This window comes from Pseudomonas sp. LD120, from assembly GCF_009861525.1.
Lineage (GTDB): Bacteria > Pseudomonadota > Gammaproteobacteria > Pseudomonadales > Pseudomonadaceae > Aquipseudomonas.
Map to the genome: position 1 here is coordinate 670271 of NZ_WVHL01000005.1, position 20144 is coordinate 690414.

Here is a 20144-nt window from a genome sequence, read left to right on the forward strand (position 1 = left end):
TAATTGGCGGTCCTCAAGCAAGAATGAATGCCGTAGCGCTAGCGCTGAAACAGGCTTATTCCGCGAGATCCTGCTCCTCGATGGTTTGAGTGTGGTTGGTGAATACACAGATGTCACCGGCGATACCCAGAGCGGTTTCGACGATCTCACGGGCCGACAGGTCGGTTTTTTTCAGCAGCGCGCTGGCAGCGGCCTGGGCGTAGGCGCCGCCGGAACCCATGGCGATCAGACCGTCTTCGGGTTCAACCACGTCGCCGTTACCGGTAATGATCAAGGAGGCGTCCTTGTTGGCTACGGCCAGCATGGCTTCCAGGCGGCTGAGGGAGCGATCGGTGCGCCATTCTTTGGCCAGTTCGACAGCGGCTCGAATCAGGTGGCCTTGGTGCTTCTCCAGCTGTCCTTCAAAACGTTCGAACAGGGTGAAGGCGTCAGCGGTGGCTCCGGCGAAGCCGGCGATGACCTGACCGTGATACAGGCGACGGACTTTTTTCGCGTTGCCTTTCATCACGGTGTTGCCGAGAGAAACCTGGCCGTCGCCGCCCATGACGACTTTGCCGTGACGGCGGACTGAAACGATGGTGGTCAAAGGGGGAGTCTCCACGCAGCGGGGCGAAAGTGCCCTGATGAAAACTCATATGGGGGTGGTGTGAGGTTTTTCAACTGCGCGGTAGCGAGAGAGACGAGCGGTGGGCGGGGTGCCAGAGACACCCCGCCTGCGTGCTTCGGGGCGGTTTTGCAGCCCAGCGGGAGCACGCTCCCTGGTCGCAGGTCGGCTTAGCGGTTCTGGCGCTGTTGTAACAGCAGGTTGCTGAAGCCAGCGCCTGCCAGTTGTTTTTGCGCCACGGTCAGTTGTTCACGATTGCTGAACGGCCCCACCAATACCCGGTACCAGGTTTCGTCTTTCACCGTGCCGGATTCGACCGCAACCGACTGGCCCAGCAGGATGATCTGCGCGCGGACTTTGTCAGCATCGGCCTCCTTGCGGAACGAGCCGGCCTGGAGGAAGAACTTGGTCACGGGAGCGGCCTTGGCCACAGGCGGTGCGGGGGGCGGAGTGATGCCGGCCAGGGCCGCCTGGGCCCGAGCGGTGTCGATCTTCGCGGCTTCCGCAGGTGTTACCGGGGTCGTCGGCACCGTAGGTACTTGCGGTGTCGGCGGGTTTTTTTCCGGTACCGCCTCAGGCGGCACAATCACCTCCGACTCCGGCAGCAGGGTGTAGAAGTCGTATTTGGGCTTCACCGGTTGCTGCGGACTCGGCGGGGTTTTGTTGGCCTCGGCGATCTTGCTGGCTTTGTGTTGTTCGATTTTTTCGCGTTTGACGCTGTCGCCGCCTTTACCTGGTTCGAGCTTCATCAGAAACACGATGAAGCCGCCAATGGTCAGGCCGATGACCAGCCATAACCAGCCCGGAATCGGCTGTTTGGCCGGGGCCTGGTAACGACTGGCGCCACGCTTGGGTGCAGGTTTTTTCTTGGCAGCCAACTTACATTTGCTCCAGGACTTTGAGGCCCAGCAGTTCCAGACCTTGCTTGAGGGTGCGACGGGTCAGCTCCGTCAGGCGCAGGCGGCTGTGCATCTGCGCTGGCGTTTCGGCTGCCAGGATCGGGCAGTTTTCATAGAAGCTGGAGAACAGCCCCGCCACGTCGTACAGGTAGGTGCAGAGAATGTGCGGCGTGCCCTTGTCGGCCACGTTATTGAGAATCTCGCCAAACTGCGCCAGTTTGGCCGCCAGCTCCAGTTCCTGGGCCGCTAGCAGTTCGATCTGACCGCCGACTTCGCTGAAATCCTTGCCCAGCTTGCGGAACACACCGGCGGCGCGGGTGTAGGCGTAAAGCAGGTACGGCGCGGTGTTACCTTCGAAGTTGAGCATCAGGTCGAAGTTGAAGCTGTAGTCGCTGGTGCGGTGCTTGGACAGGTCGGCGTATTTCACCGAGTCGATGCCCACCACCTTGGCGATGCTGCGAAGGTCGGCTTCCGGCAGTTGCGGGTTCTTCTCTTTCACCAGGGCGTAGGCGCGTTCTTCGGCCTCGGTCAACAGGTCGATGAGCTTCACGGTGCCGCCGTCGCGAGTCTTGAACGGACGGCCGTCGGCGCCGTTCATGGTGCCGAAGCCCATGTGCTCCATTTCCATCGGATGGGTCACGAAACCGGCTTTGTGGGCCACCGCGAACACTTGCTGGAAGTGCAGGGCCTGACGCTGGTCGACGAAGTACAGCGCGCGATCGGCCTTGAGCGTGCTGCTGCGGTAGCGCACGGCAGCCAGGTCGGTGGTGGCATACAGGTAGCCGCCGTCGGCCTTGACGATGATTACTGGCAGCGGCTCGCCTTCGGCATTCTTGAACTCGTCGAGGAACACGCACTGGGCGCCGTTGCTCTCCACCAGCATGCCCTTGGCCTTGAGATCGTTGACCACATTGATCAGGTCATCGTTATAGGCGCTCTCGCCCATGACGTCGGCCATGCTCAGCTTGACGTTGAGCAGTTCGTAGATCTTCTGGCAGTGGGACAGCGAGATGTCCTTGAACTTGGTCCACAGCTCCAGGCAGTGCGGGTCGCCGGCTTGCAGCTTGACCACCAGGCCGCGGGCGCGGTCAGCGAAGGTTTCGGATTCGTCGAAGCGCTGCTTGGCGGCGCGGTAGAAGTTCTCCAGGTCCGACAGTTCTTCGCTGGTGATGGGGTTTTCTTCCAGGTAGGCCATCAGCATGCCGAACTGGGTGCCCCAGTCGCCGACGTGGTTCTGACGGATCACGGTGTCGCCGAGGAACTCCAGGACCCGCGCCACACCATCGCCAATGATGGTGGAACGCAAGTGGCCGACGTGCATTTCCTTGGCCAGGTTCGGCGCCGACATGTCGATCACGGTGCGTTGTGTTGCGCCGGCTTTGCGCACGCCCAGGTGTTCGTCGCCGAGGGCGGCGTCCAAGCGTGCAGCCAGGGCCTGGGTGTTCTGGAAGAAGTTGATGAAGCCCGGGCCGGCGATTTCCGCCTTGCTCAGGTTTTCATCGCTGGGCAGTGCCGCGATGATTTTTTCCGCCAGGTCGCGAGGTTTCATGCCCGCTGGCTTGGCCAGCATCATGGCGATGTTGCTGGCGAAGTCGCCGTGGGTCTTGTCGCGGGTGTTTTCGACCTGGATCGCCGGCGTCAGGCCTTCTGGCAACACACCTTCGGTGACGAGTTGGGTGATGGCTTGCTGGATGAGCTGGCGAATGGTGTCTTTCATGGTCTTCTCGTTCGACCGCTGGCGCGGGGGCGCGTTGGTGCGCGGGTGGAAAAACTGGGCATTATCCGTTGCTGGAACGGGCTTGCCAACTATAGAGGGCTGCATGGGGATCGGTGGTGGTTGTTCGACGCTATTCGCGAGCCAGGCCATTCCTGGAGGATGACAGCCATCCATTGTTGGAGCAGGTGTGTTGGCAAAAGTGCGATGTCGCTCAATACAAATCCACAGGGTCCACATCCAGCGACCAACGGACCTGGCGTCCGCTGGGCATTTGCTCCAGCACCAGCAGCCAGTTGCTCAGCAGACGATGCAGCGGTGCCCGGGCAGCGGCCTGCAATAACAACTGCGCGCGATAGCGCCCGGCGCGCCGCTCCATCGGTGCTGGAACCGGCCCCAGCAGCTCGATTCCTCCCAGGTTCTGTTCGGTCAGCAGGCGCTCGGCTTCGCTGCAGGCTTCATCGAGGAATGCCTCGGCCTGGCCCGGCTTGTGGGCTTCGGCCCGCAGCAGCGCCAGATGGGCAAAGGGGGGCAGGCCCGCGGCGCGGCGCTCGCTCAGGGCCTGTTCGGCAAAGGCGAAATAACCTTGCTCGGTCAATTGCACCAGCAGCGGGTGGTCGGCAAGGTGAGTCTGGATGATCACCTTGCCCGGCTCTTCGGCCCGCCCCGCACGCCCGGCGACTTGGACAATCAGTTGCGCCATGCGTTCGCTGGCGCGGAAGTCGCCGGAGAACAGGCCGCCATCGGCATCGAGGATCGACACCAGGGTGACCCGGGGGAAGTGGTGTCCCTTGGCCAGCATCTGGGTGCCCACGAGGATGCACGGATGACCTTTCTGGATGGTGGCGAATAGTTGGTTCATCGCGTCCTTGCGCGAGGTGCTGTCGCGGTCCACCCGTAGCACGGGGTAATCGGGAAACAGGATCCCCAGGCGTTCTTCGGCTCGCTCGGTGCCGGCGCCCACGGGGCGCAGGTCGACCTTGCCGCATTGCGGACAGTGACGGGGCACCCGTTCCACATGGCCGCAATGGTGGCAGCGCAACTCGCCGGAGCGCTGATGTACGGTCATGCGGGCATCGCAGCGCAGACATTCAGACATCCAGCCGCAGTCATGGCAGAGCAGGGTCGGGGCAAAACCACGGCGATTGAGGAACACCAACACCTGTTGCCCGGCCGCCAGGGTCTGGCCGATGGCTTGTTGCATCGGGCCAGAAATACCGCTGTCCAGTGGACGGCTTTTTACATCCAGGCGTAGGAAGCGTGGTTGTTTGGCGCCGCCGGCGCGCTCGTTCAGGCGCAGGAGCCCATAACGGCCGGTGTAGGCGTTATGCAGGCTTTCCAGGGACGGCGTGGCCGAGCCCAGGACAATCGGGATGTTTTCCTGGCGGGCGCGGACCAAGGCCAAGTCCCGGGCGTGGTAGCGTAGGCCTTCCTGCTGTTTATAGGAGCCATCGTGCTCCTCGTCGATGATGATCAGTCCGGGGTTCTTCATCGGGGTGAACAGCGCCGAGCGGGTGCCGATGATGATATCGGCTTCGCCATCCCGGGCCGCGAGCCAGGCGTCCAGGCGCTCACGATCATTGACCGCCGAGTGCAGCAGGGCGATGCGTGCGTTGAAGCGCTGTTCGAAACGCGCCAGGGTTTGCGGTCCCAGGTTGATCTCCGGGATCAGCACCAGCGCCTGCTTGCCGGCTTCCAGGGTTTCGCGGATCAGTTGCAGGTAGACCTCGGTCTTGCCGCTGCCGGTAACACCGGCCAGGAGAAAGGCGTGATAACTGTCGAACCCGGCGCGGATGGCCTCGTAGGCGGCGCGCTGCTCGCTGTTGAGCGGCAGCTCGGGCTGGGCCAGCCAGTGTTCGTGGCGTAGGCCCGGAGCGTGCTTGCGTACTTCCACCTGCACCAGATCCTTGGCCAGCAGCAGATCCAGGCTGTCCTTGCTCAGCATCAGCTTGCTCAGCAAGGTGTGCGGTACGCCATGGGGGTGCTGAGCCAGGGTCGCCAGGGCTTCACGCTGGCGCGGGGCGCGGGCGATGCGTGGGTCATCAAGGCGGGCGCCAGGGGCAATCGACCAGAAACGCTCCTGGCGGGCCTCGGCCAGCTCTCCCTGGCGCAGTAGCACCGGCAGCGCCCAGCTCAGAGTGTCGCCCAGGCTGTGTTGGTAATACTGAGCGGTCCACAGGCACAGCTTGAACAGAGCGGGTGGCAGTGGCGGGGTGGGGTCCAGCAAGGCCAGCGCCGGCTTGAGTTTCTCGGCCGGGACTTCGCTGTGATCCGCCACTTCCACCAGAATGCCGATCATTTCCCGGCGGCCGAACGGCACCCGCAGGCGCATGCCCGGATGCAATTGGGCGCGCAGCACGCCGGCTGGAGCACGGTAGTCGAACAAGCGGCGCAGGGGGGAAGGCAGGGCGAGGCGCAGAATGGCGTCGGGCACGCGGGAAAATCTCGATGAGCGGACAGTAAATAAGCCCCGGAGCCTAACAGAGGCGCTCTGGAGTGTCCTGCACAAGCGTGTACGGCTCCGGTTACTGCGACCTTTGAGCTGTACCGGGACAGCCGTCGTCGTTCACGGAACGGCAATCCGGGGGCTGTCAAGGCTGCATGGGGGTTTTCTGATGGAGTGCAGTCAGGATCTCTTGCGCGATTGATGCGGTCTGGTAGAATTCGCGCCCTAATTCGTGCGGTATTCAACAATAGTGTTGGGTGGCGGCACGCTAGCCTGAGGAATGCACCATGAAAGCCGATATCCATCCAGTATACGAAGCCATTACCGCTACTTGCAGCTGCGGTAACGTCATCGAAACTCGCTCCACCCTGGCCAAGCCTCTGAGCCTGGACGTGTGCAACGAGTGCCACCCGTTCTACACCGGTAAGCAAAAGACTCTGGACGTTGGCGGTCGTGTCGACAAGTTCAAGTCGCGCTTCGGTGCTTTCGGCGCAACGAAAAAGGCCTGAGGCTGATCGTTCTGGAAAGCCGTTACCGACTTTCCTCGCTGATGAAAAAGGCGTCCCTGGTGGGCGCCTTTTTTGTGGCTGCGATTTGGCTGACCACCGCCCAGGCGTTTTGCCCGGCGCCGAAGGGGCTGATTCCTGCGAGGGTGCAGAGCGTGGTGGATGGCGACACCTTGCGTCTCACGGACGGTCGCAGCGTCCGCATGATTGGCCTCAATGCACCGGAACTGGCCAGAAAGGGGCGGCCCGCGGAGCCCTTCGCGGTGGCGGCGCGGCAACGCTTGCAGCGATGGGTGGCGCAGAGCGGTGGCCGGGTCGATCTGTTGCTCGGGCGTGAACGCCGCGACCGCTATGGGCGGACCCTGGCTCATGTGTATGGCGTCAATGGCGACAGCTTCGAGGCCCGGCTGATTGCCGAGGGACTGGCTTATCAGATTGCGATCGCGCCAAATGTCGCCCAGGTCGCCTGCCTGCAAGCCGCAGAAAGCCACGCGCGTCGAGCCCGGCTGGGGCTTTGGCGGCGTTCACCTGTACTGAAAGCGGGGCAGATCCGGCGTCCGGGGTTTGTCTTGGTCGAGGGGCGTGTGAGTAAGGTGCAACGCAATCGTGGCGGGGTTTGGATCACATTGCAGGGCTCGATTGTATTGCGTATTGCACCCAATATGCTGGGTAGATTCGACAGGATGGCGTACAAGGGCCTGGTCGGCAGGTCGCTCGAGGCTCGGGGTTGGGTTGTGGAGCGGCGGAGGCAGGGGCGCATGGGCTCCGGCCATTCGCGTTGGATGTTGTCGCTCAGTGATCGTTCGATGCTCAGATTTCTCTGATAAAAAATAAATTGTAGACATTTTTCTGTTGGATTGTGAACAGTTGAAAGCCTTGTACCCCGTGGCTCTTGGCCCAAAGTCGTAGGCTAGGGGCCTTGACAGGGGTGACTGGCCAGTCTTGTAGGGACTATGCGACACGCGTATCCTCGGCGGTCCGTCTGTCCAACAGTAAAAAGCGGAATGCCCACATGTCTGATTTGAAAACTGCCGCTCTCGATTACCATGCCAATCCTCGTCCAGGAAAGCTGAGTGTCGAGCTCACCAAGGCCACTGCTACCGCTCGCGATCTGGCGCTGGCCTATAGCCCCGGCGTAGCCGAGCCGGTGCGTGAAATCGCTCGCGATCCGGAGCTGGCCTACAAGTACACCGGCAAAGGCAACCTGGTTGCCGTCATTTCCGATGGCACCGCGATTCTTGGTCTGGGCAACCTGGGTCCACTGGCCTCCAAGCCGGTGATGGAAGGCAAGGGCGTCCTGTTCAAGCGTTTCGCAGGTATCGATGTATTCGATATCGAAGTCGATTCCGAAAGCCCGCAAGCCTTCATCGACACCGTCAAGCGCATCTCCATCACCTTCGGCGGCATCAACCTGGAAGACATCAAGGCCCCTGAGTGCTTTGAGATCGAACGCGCTCTGATCGAGCAGTGCGACATTCCGGTGTTCCACGATGACCAGCACGGCACCGCGATCGTGACCGCGGCCGGCATGATCAACGCCCTGGAAATTGCTGGCAAAACCCTCGCCGACGCGAAAATCGTCTGCCTGGGCGCCGGCGCTGCCGCCATCTCCTGCATGAAGTTGCTGGTGAGCATGGGTGCGCAGATCGAGAACATCTTCATGGTTGACCGCACCGGTGTGATCCATTCCGGCCGTGATGACCTGAACCAGTACAAGGCCGTGTTCGCCCATGCCACCGACAAGCGCACCCTGGCCGACGCGCTGCAAGGCGCCGACGTGTTCGTCGGTCTGTCTGGTCCGAACCTGCTGAGCGCTGAAGGCCTGAAGTCCATGGCGCCCAACCCGATCGTGTTCGCCTGCTCGAACCCTGATCCGGAAATCGCTCCGGAGCTGGCTCACGCCACCCGTGATGACGTGATCATGGCCACCGGTCGCTCGGACTACCCAAACCAGGTCAACAACGTTCTGGGCTTCCCGTTCATCTTCCGTGGTGCCCTGGACGTTCGCGCCAAGCGCATCAACGAAGAAATGAAGATCGCTGCAGCCAACGCCCTGCGTGAACTGGCCAAGCTGCCAGTGCCTCAGGAAGTGTGCGACGCCTACGGCGGCATCAAGCTGGAATTCGGCCGTGAGTACATCATTCCGAAGCCAATGGATGCCCGCCTGATCACCGTGATCTCCGATGCCGTGGCCAAAGCCGCGATCGAGACCGGCGTTGCTACCCTGCCGTACCCGAAGAACTACCCGCTGAAAAGCGTGGATGACGTGTTCAACGGTTAAGCGTTTGTAGCGTCATGCAAAAAGCCCCGGCTCTTGAGAGTTGGGGCTTAATGAGATGGTCAGCCTGACCGAGAAGCCCTGCAGGTTTACGCTTGCAGGGCTTTTCTCGTTTTCGGCGGAGGATCTCTCATGAACACGATGACGCTTCTCGGTATCGACATTGGCAAACACAGCTTCCACCTGCATGGCCAGGATGCCAAAGGTCATCAGGTCCTGCGCAAGAAAACCAGTCGCAGCCAATTGCTCAGCACATTGGCCCAACTGCCGGCCTGCACGGCGGTGATGGAATCGTGTGGCGGTGCCCACTGGCTGGCTCGACAGGTTGAGGCATTGGGCCACGAGGTAAAACTGATTGCCCCGCAATACGTTAAGCCGTTCGTCAAAGGCAACAAAAACGACTTCATTGATGCCGAAGCGATTTGCGAGGCGGCGAGCCGCCCCGCGATGCGCTTCTGCTCGATTAAAACCGCAGAGCAACAAACGCTTTCAGCTTTGCATCGTGTCCGAGACTCCTTGATTGGCCATCGCACCGTCGCGACCAATCAGATTCATGGCTTTTTGCTGGAATTCGGGATCAGCCTGCCCATCGGCGCAACGGCGTTGCACCGTGTGCCAGCGCTGCTGGACAATCCACAACATCCGGTTCCATTGCGCCTAAAGAGCGTGGTGATGCGTCTCGATCGTCAAATCCAACAGCTCAATGATGAAATCAAGGACATCGAGTCCGACCTGAAACAGCAGTTGAAAGAGGACGATGCCGGAAATCGCTGGCAGAGTATTCCTGGCATCGGCCCAGTCACCGCCAGTGCGGTATTGGCGGATGTGGGCGATGCGTCGAACTCTCGAAGTGGACGCGATTTTGCCGCTTCGCTGGGGCTGGTGCCGAGGCAGTACTCGACGGGTGGAAAGACGGTGCTTCTGGGGGTCAGCAAGCGCAGCGACAAACACATCCGCCAATTGCTGGTACAAGGCGCGCGAGCCATCATGCGTCATATCGACAAGCGAGAAGACGCCTTGGGGGCTTGGGTTCGGGAACTGCTGACGCGCCGCCACTCCAATGTCGTCGCGTGTGCGCTAGCAAACAAACTGGCGCGAATCGTGTGGGCGGTACTGGCCAAAGGCGGCCAGTACGACCCACATCCGAACGCTTGAACGTACAGCTTTACCACCGGCTTTTGCGACGTCACTGACGGATGACAGTAAACGGCAAGTGGCCCGACTGAGAGCCTGGCACAAAATTCAGCTATAGAGGCTGAGGGCTTTTTCAGGGCAGTCGGGAGCGGCTACTCAGCGAGGGCCGGGCGTTGTTACAGCAACGCTCACAACGAGCCCGGATACATGAGCGCAGGCCAGCGTTACCGAAAACAACCAATGAGGTTGCAGGAGATGGGCTGACCATACATTTTTGTGGGTGCTTGCCTGAGATGCCTTTACCAGCGGCCGGCGCTACAGGCGCTGGCTGGCTGGCGAAATAGGTCAGAACAAGTCGATGGGGGCTGTTTCGTCCGCAGGTAGCGGGCTGCCTGGAACGACGCCGTTGCCCAGCTCATTGACCGACGGCGGAGAGTCTTCGCTCTTGAACAATTCGAAGTAGGCGTTCGGCGTGCTCGGGGTGGCGGCGCGTCCACTGACTGGGTCGACTCGCAGGCTGAGAATGCCTTCGGGTTCGGCCAGGGTGTGTGCTGGCTTGTCCTTGAGGGCGGCGCCCATGAAGCTCATCCAGATCGGCAGCGCCACGGTGCCGCCGTACTCGCGACGCCCGAGGCTTTCCGGTTGGTCGAAGCCGGTCCAGACCGTGGTCACATAGTCGGCGTTGTAGCCGGAGAACCAGGCGTCCTTGGATTCGTTGGTGGTCCCGGTCTTGCCGGCCAGGTCCGAGCGGCCCAGCGCCAGTGCGCGACGCCCAGTGCCCAGTTTGATGACGTCTTCGAGCATGCTGTTGAGGATGTAAGCGGTGCGCCCATCGATGATCCGCTCGGCGACGGCAGGTGGTTGCACGGGGGGCTGTGTCGGATTCTCGCCGGCCACCGTGTTAACCGTGAACGCGTGTTCCGGCGCGGCGATGCCGCTGCTGGCGCTATTGCCGGTGGGTACGCTGGCAGGGTTGGCGGCGAACAGCACGTCGCCATTGCGGCTTTCGATCTTGTCGATGATATACGGGCTGATCTTGTAGCCGCCGTTGGCAAAGGTGCTCCAGCCGGTGGCGATCTCCATGGGTGTCAGGGTTGCGGTGCCGAGCGCCAGGGACAGGTTGCGCGGCAGGTCCTGCTTGTTGAAACCGAACTTGCTGATGTAATCGATGGTGTGGTCCACGCCCATGCTTTGCAGCAGTCGGATCGACACCAGATTGCGCGATTTGTACAGCGCTTCGCGCATGCGAATCGGGCCAAGGAAGGTGTTGTTGTCGTTCTTTGGGCGCCAGACCTTGTCCAGGTATTCATCGACGAACACGATCGGTGCGTCGTTCACCAAGCTGGCTGCGGTGTAGCCATTGTCCAGGGCGGCGCTGTAAACGAACGGCTTGAAGCTGGAGCCGGGCTGGCGCTTGGCTTGCATCGCACGGTTGTAGTTGCTCTGTTCGAAGGCGAATCCACCCACCAGGGCGCGGATGGCGCCGTTCTGTGGGTCCAGGGTCACCAGGGCGCCCTGGGCCACGGGGATCTGGCTGAACTTCAGTGAATTGTCCGCCTGACGCTGCACACGAATCAGGTCGCCGACCTGGGTCACGTCTGCCGGCTGGCGAGGCGTCGGGCCCATGCTATTGGTGTTGAGGAACGGTCGAGCCCATTTCATGGTGCTCCAGGCCACGTGCTCTTCGCCGTTGCGGGTGAGCACCTGGATGCCCTCTTTCTCAACCTGGGTAACGATCGCCGGTTCCAGCCCGCTGATAGTCCGTTGCTTGGTCAGTTCAGAGGCCCAGGCCGCCTGGGTCTTGCCTTGCAGGCGTGATTCCGGACCGCGATAGCCGTGGCGCTGGTCATAGGTCATCAGGCCTTCATGGACGGCGGTATTGGCCATCTCCTGCAGGTCGCTGGGCACTGTGGTGGTGACTCGGAAGCCTTCGGTATAAGCGTCGCTGCCGTAGCGCCCGACCATCTCGGCGCGAGCCATCTCGGCGATGTAGGGCGCGCTCACCTCTGGCGTCGGCACGTGATAGCTGGCGTTCAGCGGCTCATTGATCGCCTCGGTGTAGGCCGCCTCGGTGATCTTGCCCAGCTTGTACATGCGCCCCAGGATCCAGTCGCGACGCTCTTTGCTGCGCGCTGGGTTGGCCAGGGGGTTGAAGCGCGAAGGCGCCTTGGGCAGACCGGCGATCATCGCCATTTGCGCCAGGCTCACGTCACGAATGGATTTGCCGTAATACACCTGGGCCGCTGCCTCGATGCCGTAGGCGCGGTTACCCAGGTAGATCTTGTTGACGTACAGCTCAAGGATTTCGTCCTTGGTCAGTTGCCGTTCGATCTGCAGCGCCAGAAGGATTTCGGTGGCCTTGCGCGAGAAGCTGCGCTCGCTGCTGAGGAAGAAGTTTTTCGCCACCTGCATGGTGATGGTGCTGCCGCCGGACTGAATGTGTCCGCTCTTGATCAACTGGGTTGCGGCACGCATCAGGCTGCTGGGGTCAACCCCGTAATGGTTAGCGAAGTTGTCGTCTTCAGCACTTAGTAACGCATTGATGAAGTTGGGGGGAATCTCGGCGAAACGTATGGGATTACGGCGCATTTCGCCAAATTCGGCGATCAATTTGCCGTCGCTGCTGTACACCCGCAGGGGAATCTGCAACTGGATACTTCTCAGGGCCTCTACCGATGGCAACCCAGGACTAAGATAGAGAAACGCACCGGAGAGGGCGAGGAGGAGTCCGCAGAACGCCGCTACGATGGACCACCCGAAAAACTTCAGCAGACGAATCAAGGCTTTTGGATTTCCAGAGAAAGAAATGAATTAGGCGTCAGGGTATTCACGGTCATCAGGGACCGACCCACGCAGCAGGTAAAGGCGGAAAAAAACGCTGGGCATTATAAGCATTTTCCACCGGGAGCGTCATTTGCCCGTCTGTCAAGAACCGGCGAGTGCGCGCAATGGGCTTCAAGGAGTCCGTAAGTTACGGGCGGTCATAGGGAATATGTCGTGCTTGGACTCTTCAGCAAAAAGCCGAGTTCCCTTCTGGGGATCGATATCAATGCGGCATCGGTCACACTTCTGGCCTTGAGTCGTCAGGGCGCAGGCTACCGGGTCGAGGCTTATGCCAGGGAGGCTCTGGCTGCCAATGTGCTGCTCGACCAGCACATCGCCGACCCAGAAGCGGTGGCCATGGCCCTGTCCCGTGCCTGGCGAAGAAGCGGCAGTCGCCTCAAGGACGTGGCGGTGGCGGTGGCCGGTGACGCAGTCATCAGCAAAGTGATCGAGGTGCCGGCCGGGCTGTCCGACGATGATCTGGAAAGCCAGTTGGCGCTTGAGGCTGGCCAGTACATTCCCTATCCCCTGGAGGATGTTGCCCTCGACTTTGAGGTTCAGGGCTGCGTGCCTGGCAAGCCGCTGCGCCAGCGGGCGCTGCTGGTGGCCTGCCGCAATGAGCTTGTCGAATCTCTGGAGTCGGTACTGGCATTGGCCGAACTGACTCCCCGGGTGGTGGACACGCAGCCTTTGGCCCTGGAGCGCTGTTTGTTGATGCTGGCAGCGCAGTTGCCGGTTACAGCGCTATCGGCTGTGGCGTTGCTGGATATAGGTCCGAACCTGACCACCTTCAGTGTCTTGTTCGATCGGCAGGTTATTTACGCTCGTGAGCAGTTGTTCGGCACTCGACCGTTAATGGCGGCCCTTGAGCAGCGTTTTGCGTTGGCGCCGGAAGCGGTGTTGCTGGCGCAGCGTCAGGGCGGCTTGCCGGAGGGCTGCAATGAGGCGCTACAGGCGTTCGAGCAGGAGGTGCTGCAACAGGCGAGTCGATCCTTGCAGTTGTTCGCCGACTCGCCCGGGCAACCACCTGTTGCTTGGTTGTTGCTGGCCGGTGAGGGCAGTCGCTTGGTTGGGCTGGATCGACAAGTGGAGCGCCAGGTAGGGATTGCCACGAGGATTGCCAACCCTTTTCTCAATATGTCGGTGAGCAGTCAGGTCGATGCCCGAACGCTTGCCGATGACGCGCCGAGTCTGCTGCTCGCCTGTGGGCTGGCCATGAGGGGATTCGACTGATGGCGCGGATCAATCTTCTGCCTTGGCGCGAGGCATCGCGGCAGCGTCGGCGCCAGCGTTCTCTGCGCATGCTTGTGGCAGCGGTGCTGCTGGGGGCCGGGATGACTCTGTTGGCCGACCTCTATATAGAAGGGCTGATCGAGCGGCAGCAGTTGCGCAACCAGTACCTGGGGCAAGCGAACGAGCTATTGGACAAGCAGATCGCCAGCATTCAGGCGCTTGAGGTGCGGCGCCAGCAATTACTCGAACGCATGGACATCATTGAGGCTCTCCAGGACGGCCGATCAGTTGGTGTCCAGGTTTTCGAGCAGTTGGCCCGTAGCTTGCCCGATGGCGTGTACTTCACCGCCGTGGATCGACAGGGGGCGCGCCTGAGCATCGCAGGGGTCGCTGAGTCGAACAGTCGGGTGTCCGACCTGATGCGCAATCTGCAGTCCGCCGAAGGTTTTTCCGCTCCCAGCCTGACCGAGGTGACACACGCCGCTGGGGCGGAGCAGGGGTTGAGTAATCTGTTCCGGTTGAGCGTGGAGCGTACACCCCTGCTGGCTGTGGAGATCAAGTAATGAGCGCGTGGCAATTAGGGCGATTGCGCCTGAGCGATCTGCGCGAGTTGGACCTGGATAACCTGGGCTCCTGGCCTGCGCCGATCAAGGCGCTGGTGGCAGTGTTGCTGCTGTCGCTGGTTGGCGCGTTGGGTTACAGCGTGTACTTGAGTCCGCGTTTGGAGCATTTGGATCGCCTGCGTCAAGAAGAAGTCCTGCTCAAGGAGCAATTTGCCGACAAGGCCCGGCAAGGGGGCAATCTTGAGCGTTACCGCGAGCAGCTCGGGCTCATCCAGAGCCGCTTTGATCTGTTGCTGCGTCAATTACCCAGTGAAACCGAAGTTTCGGGGCTGCTTGAAGATATCAGTCGCGTGGGGCTGGGCAGTGGTCTGGCATTTGAAGCGATCAAGCTGCAACCGGAGGTGGTTCGCCAGTTCTATGTCGAGTTGCCGATTCAGATCACCGTGACTGGGGCTTATCACGATCTGGCGCGTTTTATCTGCGGCGTCGCCGGGTTGCCGCGAATGGTCACGTGGCATGATTTTCAGATCCGGCCCCTAGTGGCTGGCCATCCTGCGCGCTTGCAGCTGAGCATTGAGGCGCGAACCTACCGGTATGACGACGTGGAGCCGAACTCATGAGGCGCTTGCCCTGGGTGTTGCCCGGTTGTTTTTGCCTGGGTTTGTGGGGCTGCGATGGGGGGGAAGGCTTCGCGGACCTGGATGGCTTTATGAATGAAATGCGCCTGCAATCACCGGGGCCGACCGAATCGATAGCGGTACAGCGCTCGCACCCAGCGCTGACTTATAACGCCAGCGCCCTGCGCAGCCCGTTCCAGCCGCCGCAACGAAGCCACCTGATGACTCGCCGACAGGGCGCGTTACGGCCTGATCCGGACCGGATTCGGCAGTACCTTGAGGGATTCGATATCGAGCAATTGCAGATGGTTGGTACGCTGTCCAGCGCCGCTGGACGTTTTGCCCTGTTGCGGGGAGCAGGCGGGGTGCACCGGCTCAAGGTAGGTGACTACCTGGGGCGTAATGAAGGCCGGGTCGTGGCCATCAGCGAATCTCGGGTGGACCTGGTGGAAGTGCTTCCTGATGGCGCGGGGGCCTGGGTGGAGCGACCACGGACGCTGCCGCTGAAAAAACACTCTTAAGTGGAATCTGCGCAATGAACAGGACTGTTTCAGGCCTCGGTGTGGCGCTATGGATAGCGTCGCAGGCACCGCTGGTCAGTGCCGCCGAACTCAAGGTTGTCTCTGTTCAAGAGCCTCAGCGGCTCTTGGAACGTTCGTCAGTCGGTCCGGGAATCGCTGAGGGAGCGATCGAGAGCGCGGCGTTTGCTTCAGGTGAAAAACTTTCACTGAATTTTCAAGACATCGAGGTGCGTACGGTATTGCAACTGATCGCCGACTTTACCGACCTCAATCTGGTGGCCAGTGATGCTGTGCAAGGCAGCATTACCCTGCGCTTGCAGGATGTGCCTTGGGAGCAGGCCCTGGACCTGGTGCTCAAGACCAAGGGCTTGGTCCAGCGCAAAGTCGGCAATGTGTTGCTGGTGGCGCCGGCCGACGAAATCGCTGCCCGGGAGCGTCAACAGCTGGAGTCGCAGCGGCAACTGGCGGACTTGGCGCCCCTGCGGCGGGAGTTGTTGCAGGTCAACTACGCCAAGGCCGCGGAGATCGCCAAGTTATTCCAGTCAGTGACCAGTGCCGAAGAGCGGGTCGACGAGCGTGGTTCGATCAGCGTGGATGAGCGTACCAACAACATCATTGCCTACCAGACCCGGGAGCGACTTGACGAGCTGCGGCGAATCGTCACTCAACTCGACGTGCCAGTGCGTCAGGTGTTGATCGAGGCACGGATTGTCGAGGCCAATCTTGACTATGACAAGAGCCTGGGCGTGCGCTGGGGTGGCTCGGTGCAGAGCAAGGGCAACTGGAGCGCCTCCGGGCTGAAGGGCGGCGCCTCGGGTGGTAACGGTAGCCATTCACCCTTTGTCGACCTCGGCGTCACGGCCGGCACGTCAGGTATCGGTATCGCCTACATCACTGACAACGTGCTACTGGATCTGGAGCTGGCGGCCATGGAAAAAACCGGCAATGGCGAGATCGTCTCCCAGCCCAAGGTGGTCACCTCTGACAAGGAGCCCGCAAAGATCCTCAAGGGCACCGAGATTCCCTATCAGGAAGCCAGTTCCAGTGGCGCTACCTCGGTGTCCTTCAAAGAGGCTTCGCTGTCCCTGGAAGTTACCCCGCAAATCACCCCGGACAACCGCGTCATCATGGCGGTCAAAGTCACCAAGGATGAGCCGGACTACCTGAACAAGGTCCAGGATGTGCCGCCGATCAAGAAAAACGAGGTTAATGCCAAAGTCCTGGTCAGCGACGGGGAAACCATTGTCATCGGTGGGGTTTTCTCGATCAGTCAAAGCAAGGTTGTAGATAAAGTGCCATTTCTTGGCGATGTGCCGTATCTTGGCCGCCTTTTCCGGCGTGACGTGGTGTCGGAGAAAAAATCCGAGCTGCTGGTATTTCTCACTCCGCGTATCATGAACAACCAGGCGATTGCTGTGAGTCGTTGATTCTGTGCGAAATTTGATTCTTGTTGGGCCGATGGGGGCTGGAAAAAGCACCATCGGTCGCTTACTGGCCAAAGAGCTGCGCCTGCCATTCAAAGATTCCGATAAGGAAATTGAACTGCGTACAGGCGCGAATATTCCGTGGATCTTCGATAAGGAAGGCGAGCCGGGCTTTCGCGATCGCGAGCAGGCCATGATCGCCGAGCTATGTGGCACCGACGGCGTGGTCCTGGCCACCGGTGGTGGTGCGGTGATGCGCGAGGCCAATCGCCGGGCGCTGCATGCCGGCGGGCGCGTGGTCTATCTGCACGCCTCGGTAGAACAGCAGGTGGGGCGCACCGCGCGGGACCGCAATCGTCCCTTGCTGCGTACCGCCGATCCGGCCAAGACCCTGCGTGACCTGTTGGCGATACGCGACCCGCTTTATCGTGAAATCGCCGATCTGGTGGTCGAAACCGATGAGCGGCCGCCACGCATGGTGGTGCTGGACATACTCGAGCGTCTGCAGCAACTGCCACCCCGTTAATGCGTCGAGCGAAATGCGCTATTCTCGGCGTCGCGCCAGACCCGCAGGGTGTGGCGCATAGCTATCGGGCCGCGTCAGAAAACCAGACGACGCCCGTCTTCAATACAAGGCACAACGCCTGCTTCCATCTTCACTGTGGGGACACATGCAGACACTTAAGGTCGATCTAGGCGAGCGCAGCTACCCGATTCACATTGGTGAAGGATTGTTGGATCAGCCCGAGTTGCTGGTGCCGCATATCGCCGGGCGGCAAGTGGCAATCATCTCCAATGAAACCGTCGCGCCGCTGTACCTTGAGCGTCTGACCCGCAGCCTGGCGCAGTTCTCGGTGATCTCGGTGGTCTTGCCCGACGGCGAGGCCTACAAGAATTGGGAAACCCTGCAACTGATTTTCGACGGCCTGCTGACCGCGCGTCATGATCGGCGCACCACGATTATTGCCCTCGGTGGCGGGGTGATCGGTGACATGGCCGGTTTTGCTGCGGCCTGTTATCAGCGTGGTGTGGATTTCATCCAGATCCCAACCACCTTGTTGTCCCAGGTGGACTCCTCGGTGGGGGGCAAGACCGGTATCAACCACCCGCTGGGCAAGAACATGGTCGGCGCCTTCTATCAGCCGAACGTGGTGTTGATCGATACCGCCAGCCTCAATACCTTGCCAAGCCGCGAGCTGTCGGCGGGCCTGGCGGAGGTGATCAAGTACGGCCTGATCTGCGATGAGCCGTTCCTGACCTGGCTGGAGGAGAACGTCGATCGCCTGCGGGCCCTGGACCAGCAGGCGCTGACCTACGCCATTGAGCGTTCCTGCGCGGCCAAGGCCGCCGTGGTGGGCGCCGATGAGCGTGAATCGGGGGTGCGGGCCACTCTCAACCTGGGCCATACCTTTGGCCATGCCATCGAGACCCATATGGGGTACGGTGTCTGGCTGCACGGGGAGGCGGTCGCCGCGGGCACCGTCATGGCCCTGGAAATGTCCACGCGCCTGGGCTGGATCACTCGCCAGGAGCGTGACCGTGGTATTCGCTTGTTCCAGCGCGCGGGCCTGCCGGTTATCCCTCCTGAGGAGATGAGCGAGGCGGATTTTCTCGAACACATGGCAATTGACAAGAAAGTGATCGACGGTCGTTTGCGTCTGGTGCTGTTGCGCCGCATGGGCGAGGCCGTGGTGACCGACGATTATCCGAAAGAGGTTTTACAGGCCACGCTGGGAGCGGATTACCGCGCCCTGGCTCAGCTTAAAGGTTAATAAAATCCCGATGACTAGTTTGCACGCCGACGAGGCTTTCCTCGGCCATTACCAGTTGAGTCATGACCCTTTCGCTCCCCGGGTTCCTGGCTTCAAATTCTTTCCAGCGCAACGCAAGCCGGTGCTGGGGCAGTTGCACCACCTGGCTCGCTACAGCCAACTGTTGCTGGTGGTTACCGGGCCTCAGGGCAGCGGCAAGACCTTGTTGCGCCAGGCGCTGGTCGCCAGCACCAATAAGCAATCGGTACAGAGTGTGGTGGTTTCCGCTCGCGGTGCTGGCGATACCGCTGGCGTACTGAGTCAGGTGGCTCAGGCGCTGAATGTGGCGCAGGCCGAGATCGGCGCGATTCTGGCCCAGGTGGTGCAACTGGCGCTGACTGGCCAGGAAGTCTATCTACTGGTGGATGATGCCGAGCAGCTTGATGAGCCTGCGCTTGAGGCTTTGCTGACCCTTGCCGCCGGTGCTCCGGAAGGCCGTCCTCATGTCTTCCTGTTCGGCGAGTCGTCATTGATCGCGGCTTTGGATCAACTTGGTACCGAGGACGAACGCTTCCACGTTATCGAGTTGCAGCCTTATGCCGAAGAAGAAACCCGTGAATATCTGGCCCTGCGGCTGGAAGGCGCAGGTCAGGGCATCGAACTTTTCTCCGCAGATCAGATCAGTGATATTCACGAGAGCTCCGATGGCTGGCCGGGCAACATCAACGAGGTCGCCAGGGATGCACTGATCGAAGCCATGATTGCTAGCCGCTCTGCGGTGAAGCGTCCAAGTATGGGGTTCAACATGCCGAAGAAACACGTATTGGCCATTTCCGCGGTGGTGGTTGTGGCCTTGGCCGCGGCTTGGATGATGCAGGGGCGCAGCCCGGCGCCAAGCACCGCGACTTCGACCAACGAGCAAGCCCAACTGCCTTTGGGGCAGGCGCCAGCGCCGAATGCGGGCGGTAGCCCTGCCGTTGAATTCGCCGGTTCGTCGCAGCCGATGCCGCTGCCGTTGGTAGGCCAGTCACAGCCGGTGATGCGTGGTCCTCTGGCTGAAGCTGCAGGCGAAATCACTGAGGGCGACGATGGGGTGCCTGTGGAGGGTTCCAGCGCCGTTCCACCGACCGTGACCACCACCGCGCCACCCGCAGGTGTGGCGGCTGGCCCAGAGCCGACTCCGGCGGCGCGCCCGACCCCGGCGCCGACTCAGGTTGCGAGCGCCAAGCCTGCTCCGGCGCCCAAGCCGGTGGAGAAACCGACCGCCGCCAAACCGGCGGAGAAGCCAGTCACTGTGACCAAGGCTGTCGCTGGTAGCTGGTACGCCGGTCAGGCGCCGGGCAACTATGTGGTGCAGGTCCTTGGCACCAGCTCGGAAGCCAGCGCGCAAAACTTCGTCAAGGAGCACGGTGGTGAGTACCGCTACTTCAAGAAACTCCTCAACGGCAAGCCGCTGTATGTGATTACCTACGGCAACTTCTCAAGCCGCGATGCCGCGGTCAGCGCCATCAAATCCTTGCCAGCGAAGGTTCAGGCTGGTAAACCTTGGCCTCGCACTGTCGCTAGCGTTCAACAAGAACTGGCAACAACTCGCTGAAGATTCGGCGGCCTTACCCAGGCCGCCTCTCCCG

General features: G+C 61.1%; 16 protein-coding genes and 1 pseudogene. 12 read left to right on the forward strand and 5 right to left on the reverse strand.

Annotated features, from left to right (window positions below; genetic code table 11):
- Positions 1-55: 55 nt before the first annotated feature.
- From hslV to PLD_RS17420, 4 genes are all read right to left on the reverse strand, one after another.
- A complete protein-coding gene (gene hslV / locus PLD_RS17405; protein ID WP_007968352.1) occupies positions 56-586 on the reverse strand; it encodes an ATP-dependent protease subunit HslV in 531 nt (176 codons plus the stop codon).
- Positions 587-774: 188 nt separating this feature from the next.
- Positions 775-1482 carry an SPOR domain-containing protein gene (locus PLD_RS17410; RefSeq protein ID WP_159894846.1) on the reverse strand — a complete coding sequence of 236 codons (708 nt, stop codon included), beginning with the start codon at positions 1480-1482 and terminating at the stop codon, positions 775-777.
- 1 nt (position 1483) lies between these two features.
- Positions 1484-3220, reverse strand: a complete 1737-nt coding sequence (argS, locus tag PLD_RS17415) for an arginine--tRNA ligase (protein ID WP_159894848.1) — start codon at positions 3218-3220, stop codon at positions 1484-1486.
- A gap of 211 nt (positions 3221-3431) precedes the next feature.
- Positions 3432-5651: a primosomal protein N' gene (locus tag PLD_RS17420; RefSeq protein WP_159894850.1), complete on the reverse strand. Its 2220-nt coding sequence runs from the start codon at positions 5649-5651 to the stop codon at positions 3432-3434.
- Positions 5652-5950: 299 nt separating this feature from the next.
- Here PLD_RS17420 and rpmE point away from each other — a divergent pair, with 299 nt between their 5' ends.
- The 4 genes from rpmE to PLD_RS17440 all read left to right on the forward strand — a co-directional run bounded on the left by rpmE (position 5951) and on the right by PLD_RS17440 (position 9602).
- Positions 5951-6172, forward strand: coding sequence for a 50S ribosomal protein L31 (gene rpmE, locus PLD_RS17425; RefSeq protein ID WP_011058815.1), 222 nt, complete (start codon positions 5951-5953; stop codon positions 6170-6172).
- 41 nt (positions 6173-6213) lie between these two features.
- Positions 6214-6993 carry a thermonuclease family protein gene (locus PLD_RS17430; RefSeq protein WP_159894852.1) on the forward strand — a complete coding sequence of 260 codons (780 nt, stop codon included), beginning with the start codon at positions 6214-6216 and terminating at the stop codon, positions 6991-6993.
- Positions 6994-7181: 188 nt separating this feature from the next.
- Positions 7182-8450 carry a malic enzyme-like NAD(P)-binding protein gene (locus tag PLD_RS17435; protein ID WP_159894854.1) on the forward strand — a complete coding sequence of 423 codons (1269 nt, stop codon included), beginning with the start codon at positions 7182-7184 and terminating at the stop codon, positions 8448-8450.
- Positions 8451-8579: 129 nt separating this feature from the next.
- A complete protein-coding gene (locus PLD_RS17440; protein WP_159894856.1) occupies positions 8580-9602 on the forward strand; it encodes an IS110 family transposase in 1023 nt (340 codons plus the stop codon).
- Positions 9603-9926: 324 nt separating this feature from the next.
- On the opposite strand, the gene PLD_RS17445 is transcribed toward PLD_RS17440, so the two are convergent.
- Positions 9927-12359 carry a penicillin-binding protein 1A gene (locus PLD_RS17445; protein ID WP_371929090.1) on the reverse strand — a complete coding sequence of 811 codons (2433 nt, stop codon included), beginning with the start codon at positions 12357-12359 and terminating at the stop codon, positions 9927-9929.
- 219 nt (positions 12360-12578) lie between these two features.
- On the opposite strand from PLD_RS17445, the gene pilM reads away from it, so the two are divergent.
- From pilM to PLD_RS17485, 8 genes and pseudogenes are all read left to right on the forward strand, one after another.
- On the forward strand, positions 12579-13637 hold the full coding sequence (gene pilM / locus PLD_RS17450) for a type IV pilus assembly protein PilM (RefSeq protein ID WP_159894860.1): 1059 nt from the start codon (positions 12579-12581) through the stop codon (positions 13635-13637).
- Entirely contained in the window at positions 13637-14200 is a 564-nt protein-coding gene (locus PLD_RS17455; protein WP_159894862.1) for a PilN domain-containing protein, read from the forward strand. Before pilM ends, PLD_RS17455 begins: the two co-directional genes overlap by 1 nt.
- On the forward strand, positions 14200-14820 hold the full coding sequence (locus tag PLD_RS17460) for a type 4a pilus biogenesis protein PilO (RefSeq protein ID WP_159894864.1): 621 nt from the start codon (positions 14200-14202) through the stop codon (positions 14818-14820). The genes PLD_RS17455 and PLD_RS17460 overlap by 1 nt, the downstream gene beginning before the upstream one ends.
- Positions 14817-15338 carry a pilus assembly protein PilP gene (locus PLD_RS17465; protein WP_159894866.1) on the forward strand — a complete coding sequence of 174 codons (522 nt, stop codon included), beginning with the start codon at positions 14817-14819 and terminating at the stop codon, positions 15336-15338. The genes PLD_RS17460 and PLD_RS17465 overlap by 4 nt, the downstream gene beginning before the upstream one ends.
- 188 nt (positions 15339-15526) lie before the next feature.
- A pseudogene (locus PLD_RS17470) lies at positions 15527-16765 on the forward strand (type IV pilus secretin PilQ); the annotation flags it as partial.
- 4 nt (positions 16766-16769) lie between these two features.
- Positions 16770-17288 (forward strand): shikimate kinase AroK, encoded by a 519-nt coding sequence (gene aroK, locus PLD_RS17475; RefSeq protein ID WP_159894870.1) that lies wholly within the window; start codon positions 16770-16772, stop codon positions 17286-17288.
- Positions 17289-17433: 145 nt separating this feature from the next.
- Positions 17434-18534 carry a 3-dehydroquinate synthase gene (gene aroB, locus PLD_RS17480; RefSeq protein ID WP_159894872.1) on the forward strand — a complete coding sequence of 367 codons (1101 nt, stop codon included), beginning with the start codon at positions 17434-17436 and terminating at the stop codon, positions 18532-18534.
- Positions 18535-18544: 10 nt separating this feature from the next.
- Positions 18545-20110: an SPOR domain-containing protein gene (locus PLD_RS17485; protein WP_159894874.1), complete on the forward strand. Its 1566-nt coding sequence runs from the start codon at positions 18545-18547 to the stop codon at positions 20108-20110.
- Positions 20111-20144: the final 34 nt, after the last annotated feature.

What these genes read in the sequence shown, in the direction of transcription:
- PLD_RS17455 (WP_159894862.1), top strand. Translation starts at nt 13,637, where the DNA reads ATGGCGCGGATCAATCTTCTGCCTTGGCGCGAGGCATCGCGGCAGCGT.
- PLD_RS17485 (WP_159894874.1), top strand. Translation starts at nt 18,545, where the DNA reads ATGACTAGTTTGCACGCCGACGAGGCTTTCCTCGGCCATTACCAGTTG.
- aroB (WP_159894872.1), top strand. Translation starts at nt 17,434, where the DNA reads ATGCAGACACTTAAGGTCGATCTAGGCGAGCGCAGCTACCCGATTCAC.
- PLD_RS17435 (WP_159894854.1), top strand. Translation starts at nt 7,182, where the DNA reads ATGTCTGATTTGAAAACTGCCGCTCTCGATTACCATGCCAATCCTCGT.
- PLD_RS17440 (WP_159894856.1), top strand. Translation starts at nt 8,580, where the DNA reads ATGAACACGATGACGCTTCTCGGTATCGACATTGGCAAACACAGCTTC.
- PLD_RS17430 (WP_159894852.1), top strand. Translation starts at nt 6,214, where the DNA reads ATGAAAAAGGCGTCCCTGGTGGGCGCCTTTTTTGTGGCTGCGATTTGG.
- rpmE (WP_011058815.1), top strand. Translation starts at nt 5,951, where the DNA reads ATGAAAGCCGATATCCATCCAGTATACGAAGCCATTACCGCTACTTGC.
- argS (WP_159894848.1), bottom strand. Translation starts at nt 3,220, where the DNA reads ATGAAAGACACCATTCGCCAGCTCATCCAGCAAGCCATCACCCAACTC.
- PLD_RS17460 (WP_159894864.1), top strand. Translation starts at nt 14,200, where the DNA reads ATGAGCGCGTGGCAATTAGGGCGATTGCGCCTGAGCGATCTGCGCGAG.
- PLD_RS17465 (WP_159894866.1), top strand. Translation starts at nt 14,817, where the DNA reads ATGAGGCGCTTGCCCTGGGTGTTGCCCGGTTGTTTTTGCCTGGGTTTG.